Origin of the sequence: uncultured Dialister sp. (assembly GCF_900541605.1) — a bacterium.
Taxonomy (GTDB): Bacteria; Bacillota; Negativicutes; order Veillonellales; family Dialisteraceae; genus Dialister.
This window is the reverse complement of record NZ_UQKJ01000138.1, coordinates 1-4,598: the sequence shown is the minus strand read 5'-3', so window position 1 is coordinate 4,598 and position 4,598 is coordinate 1. Positions and strand designations below refer to the sequence as shown.

Sequence of the window (4,598 nt, the reverse complement as noted above, 5' to 3'; positions counted from 1 at the left end):
AGGAGCTAGCAGCTAGAAGCCCCCGCACGAATGACTCTATCCGTAAGCATCGCCCCAACAGCTTGGCAAACTGAAATTGGCAGTGTACTCACTCTTTCTCGTACAGAGGATTTACGAGGCGGATAATCCATTTTTCACCGCCCGTGAATTTGCTGTTGTATTTCCGGGCTGTATCCTCGTACCGTTTCTTCAGGTCCTTCACCGCCGTTTCCAGGGAAGCCATGGTCTTTAAGGTGGTATCGGGATGGAGGCCTTTCCCGCAGACCGGACAGAGGGGCAGATGGATATAGTCCCGATTCACCCGGGAATGGCAATGGGGGCAGGTAATGAAGGGGAGGCTGAATTTCTTTTGATCTTTCTCTTCCTGTTCTTTTGTATACGCTTTCAGCCGCTCTTCCTTTTCGTGAAGCCGTTTTTCCAGGGATACCATCTGTGGGGAAGGGGCAATGCCGATTTTATACTTGACTCCATAGGAAGTGGGAACGGCCGCCAGGTATTCCAGGGCCTGGGTCCTTGTGTTGCAGACCTTTTCCTTAAAAAACAGGCCTTTGAAGACTTTGTTGGCTTCCCGCTTCCCGAATCCCTCCTGCAGCATGGATTCTTTCATGGTGTCTTTCATGACCTGGGAGGGCTTTGTGAGGTCAAATTCCCAAATCTTCTCTTTCCAGGCATGGCGGGCCGCTTCTTCTGCGGGACGGAGGGAAGAGGAGGATTTTACTTTCTTTCCTGCCGGTTTCATCTCACCGGCCGCCTTTTCCCCCGCAGACGAAGGCGTGGGGGATGCAAACAGGTTTTCTTCTTCAAATTTGGATTTTTCAGGCATAGCAGGCTCCTTAGAAGGGATTGGAAACCAATCCGTGGATTTATATTTTACAGGACTACTATAAACTATAGCAGGTCCCGGGGCAACCGGAAATTCTCCTCCGGATACCGGGGAGGAAAAGAAAGCAGTCAGTCATCACATATAAAAAAACCGGGACAGAACATCCCGGCTTTTATAGGGGCAGGTTTATCTTTCCGGTGGCAGTCCGGCGTATTCCCGGGCGAAATCGGAAAAGTTGTCGATAATATATTTCTTCAGCATCTCGGCAGGGGGAGAAAGCTTTTCTCCCTTTTTCCAGGAAAGGCTGATATAGCGCTGGCAGTTCGGCGATGCAATGGGGACGAGGGCCACATGGTCGCCGCCTACGCCGTGCCAGGTAATCCGCGGAGCGAAGGATACGCCAAGGCCTGCCCGGATGAATTCACGGACCGTCATGGGACTGTCGCTTTCCAGAACCACATGGGGCGCAAATCCGGCCATGCGGCAGTAGAAGTCGGTGATGGTCCGCAGGCTGGAACCGGCTTCCAGGGAAATGAATCCGGCCTTTTCAAATTCATCCAGGTTTACGGAGGACTTGCGGGCATGGGGATCCGTATCCGGCATGGCCAGCATGATATCCTCCTTCAGCAGGGTGACGGAGTGGTCGTTTTCTATGGGATTGATGGAAGAGGAAAGGAAGAGGTCCACGTGGTTCTGATTCTGCTGTCCCGGTTTATTGTGCTGCTGCAGGATTTCAAATCGGATATCCGGATGTTCCTGGCGGAAGCGGGTGAGAAAGGCAGGAATAATCATGGAAGCGGCAAAGAGGGAGATGGTGACTGTCAGTTTCTGGGCTTCCTTTGTATCCTCCAGTTCTTTCTGGGCTCCCCGGAGTTCCTGCATAATGCGGTTCGTATGGCGGAGCAGGATTTCGCCATATCTGGTGAGTACAATGTTTCGTCCGCTTCTGGAAAAAAGCGGGACCCCCAGTTCTGTTTCCAGAACTTTGATGGTGTGGGACAGGGATGGCTGGGAAATATGAAGGGCTTCCGCAGCACGGGTCAGATGCTGGAGCTCAGCTGTTTTCTGGAAATAGCTCAAAGCGAGGAGCGTTAATTTCATGATATCCCCCTGGATTTCAATACGCTGGAAATGATAGATTTCTTTATTTAATTATACACTCTAGTCTATTAATAATCAATAAAATAGGAATTTCATGCATTATAATTTAGAAATCTATAGAATTAATTCATGGCTCCGAAGACTGCGAAATCAATAGACAGTATCGAAGAAACAGAAAGAAAATGAGAATCCGATAATCAATATTCTGATGTATAGAATAATTTTATAAATACCCATAGAGAAAACAGGACAGATTGATAACCGGTTCTTCCGTAAATCATAAAAGGAAATGCCATGAATTCCCGCTGTCCTGGGGGATATTTTTATTTACCTGTTTTTTACGCTTTTTCAATTGACAGGAGCCGTGGTTAGTGTGAAAATGTATTACATATCGAAAAGGTAAAGGAGAAAAGAAAATGGAATTATTTATTGATACTGCTGATGTAGAAGCCATTCGTAAAGCCAACGATATGGGATTTATTTCCGGTGTAACCACCAACCCCTCCCTCATTGCAAAGGAAGGAAAAGATTTCCATTCCACCATCAAGGAAATTGCCTCCATTGTGGATGGCCCCATTTCTGCGGAAGTGCTGGCCGATGATGCGGAAGGCATGATTGAAGAGGGTAAGGTCCTGGCCGGCCTCGATCCCCATGTGGTGGTAAAGATCCCCATGACCCCGGAAGGCATGAAGGCGGTAAAGGGACTCAAAAAGCTTGGTATCCGGACCAATGTGACCCTCGTATTCTCTGCCAACCAGGCACTTCTTGCTGCCCGCGCCGGTGCATCCTTCGTAAGCCCCTTCGTAGGCCGTATTGATGATATCGGTTGGGATGGCATTGAACTGATTCAGACGATTTCCGAAATCTTCGAACTTCACGGTATTGAAACGAAGATTATCGCCGCTTCCATCCGTAAGCCCCAGCACATTACCCAGTGTGCCCTGGCCGGTGCAGATATTGCCACCGTTCCATTCCAGGTACTCATGGACGCCATGAAACATCCGCTCACCGATAACGGCATCGCCCGTTTCAAAGCGGACTGGGCTGCAGCCAATATGAAATAATCCATACCATTACTAAGAAATCCGTCGGAAATTATGGTTCCGGCGGATTTTTTTACGGCAGCCATTCACCGGAAGACGGGAGTCAGCCTCTTATCTGTGGATTTCCTCCTTTCAGGATGGGAGAGAAGAGCACATAGGGGTAGCCGGTGTATAATAAGAACAGATTTCAGTCCCTATGGGACATATACAGGGGGATAGAATGAGGGATATTGATTTTACATCGGGGCCGATTTTCCGAAAGATTCTTGTTTTTTCACTGCCATTAATGGTGGGCAATGTATTCCAGCAGCTCTATAACATCGTGGACACCCTGGTGGTGGGGCGGTACCTGGGGGAAGCGCCCCTGGCAGCTGTGGGCAGTGCCTACACCCTCATGATTTTCCTCACGTCCATCCTCATTGGCCTTTCCATGGGAAGCAGCGTGTACTTTTCCCTGTGCTTCGGGAAGAAGAATTTTTCAAGGATGCGGCAGTCTATATTTATTTCTTTTGTTTCCATCGGCCTTCTGACAGTCATCATGAATGGGGCGGTATATGTGCTGCTGGATCCCATCGTTTCCTTCATGCAGACTCCCTCCGATGTGGTCCCCTATTTCAGGGAGTACGTATGGTGGATTTTTACGGGGATTGTGGCGGTGTTCCTTTATAATTTCGGCGCCGCCCTCCTGCGGGCGGTAGGGGACTCTGTGACGCCCCTGGCCTTCCTGATTCTATCGTCCCTCATGAATGTGGTGCTGGATATCCTTTTCGTGGTTTACTTTGGCTGGGGTGTGGCCGGGGCCGCCCAGGCCACCGTGATTTCCCAGTATGCTTCGGGCCTCGGTATTTTTGGATACTGCTTCCTGGTGAAAAAGGATTTCCATCTGTCCCTGAAAGAAATGACCTGGGATGGGAAGATATTCCGGGATATGTCGGAACTCTCTCTCCTGACAAGTCTCCAGCAGTCCATCATGAATTTCGGAATTCTCCTGGTGCAGGGCCTGGTCAACAGCTTCGGCACCGCTGTCATGGCTGCCTTTGCGGCGGGCGTAAAAATCGATACCATCGCCTATTCGCCGCTCCAGGATTTCGGCAATGGGTTTTCCACCTATGTGGCCCAGAATTACGGCGCAGGAAACAGGAAGCGAATCCGTGATGGCGTTATAACGGCGGGGAAGATGGTCGTTGCCTTTTCTATGGCAGCCAGTCTTATTGTTTCTTTCCTGGCGCCGGTACTTATGGGATTCTTTGTCCCCGATACGGCACAGGAGGTCATTGCCATCGGCAGTCATTACCTCCGCATCGAAGGCAGCTGCTACATAGGAATCGGCATCCTTTTCATGCTCTACGGCTATTACCGGGCCATCAAGAAGGCTGGTATGAGTGTTATCCTCACCATTCTCTCCCTGGGCACCCGGGTGGTACTGGCCTATGTACTGTCAGCAATCCCCTTCTTCGGTGTCACCGGCATCTGGCTCTCCATCCCCATCGGTTGGGCGCTGGCGGATATCTATGGTATCATGAAGGGGTACAGAAAGCTGATGGAACAGTAAGAATGAGTACTGCCAATTTCAGTTTGCCGAGCTGTTAGGGCGATGCTTACGGATAGAGTCATTCGTGCGGGGGCTTCTA

The 4,598-nt window shown here is 50.0% G+C and carries 4 protein-coding genes; 2 read left to right on the top strand and 2 right to left on the bottom strand.

Translation table 11 applies throughout. From position 1 onward, the window contains the following. Nucleotides 1-88: 88 nt before the first annotated feature. Nucleotides 89-823 (bottom strand): hypothetical protein, encoded by a 735-nt coding sequence (locus tag QZR21_RS08150; RefSeq protein ID WP_296974823.1) that lies wholly within the window; start codon nt 821-823, stop codon nt 89-91. A gap of 186 nt (nt 824-1,009) precedes the next feature. After that, the gene (locus tag QZR21_RS08145) at nt 1,010-1,924 is read right to left on the bottom strand and encodes a LysR family transcriptional regulator (RefSeq protein ID WP_296095795.1); all 915 of its coding nucleotides are present in this window, start codon (nt 1,922-1,924) and stop codon (nt 1,010-1,012) included. A gap of 416 nt (nt 1,925-2,340) precedes the next feature. On the opposite strand from QZR21_RS08145, the gene fsa reads away from it, so the two are divergent. Both fsa and QZR21_RS08135 read left to right on the top strand, forming a co-directional pair. Further along, a complete protein-coding gene (gene fsa, locus QZR21_RS08140) occupies nt 2,341-2,988 on the top strand; it encodes a fructose-6-phosphate aldolase (protein WP_296095793.1) in 648 nt (215 codons plus the stop codon). A 199-nt stretch (nt 2,989-3,187) separates the two neighbouring features. Next, a complete protein-coding gene (locus tag QZR21_RS08135) occupies nt 3,188-4,519 on the top strand; it encodes an MATE family efflux transporter (protein WP_296095790.1) in 1,332 nt (443 codons plus the stop codon). The last annotated feature ends 79 nt before the right edge of the window (nt 4,520-4,598 follow it).

Coding starts and splice junctions, on each gene's coding strand:
- QZR21_RS08145 (WP_296095795.1), bottom strand. CDS start 1,924: ATGAAATTAACGCTCCTCGCTTTGAGCTATTTCCAGAAAACAGCTGAG.
- QZR21_RS08150 (WP_296974823.1), bottom strand. CDS start 823: ATGCCTGAAAAATCCAAATTTGAAGAAGAAAACCTGTTTGCATCCCCC.
- fsa (WP_296095793.1), top strand. CDS start 2,341: ATGGAATTATTTATTGATACTGCTGATGTAGAAGCCATTCGTAAAGCC.
- QZR21_RS08135 (WP_296095790.1), top strand. CDS start 3,188: ATGAGGGATATTGATTTTACATCGGGGCCGATTTTCCGAAAGATTCTT.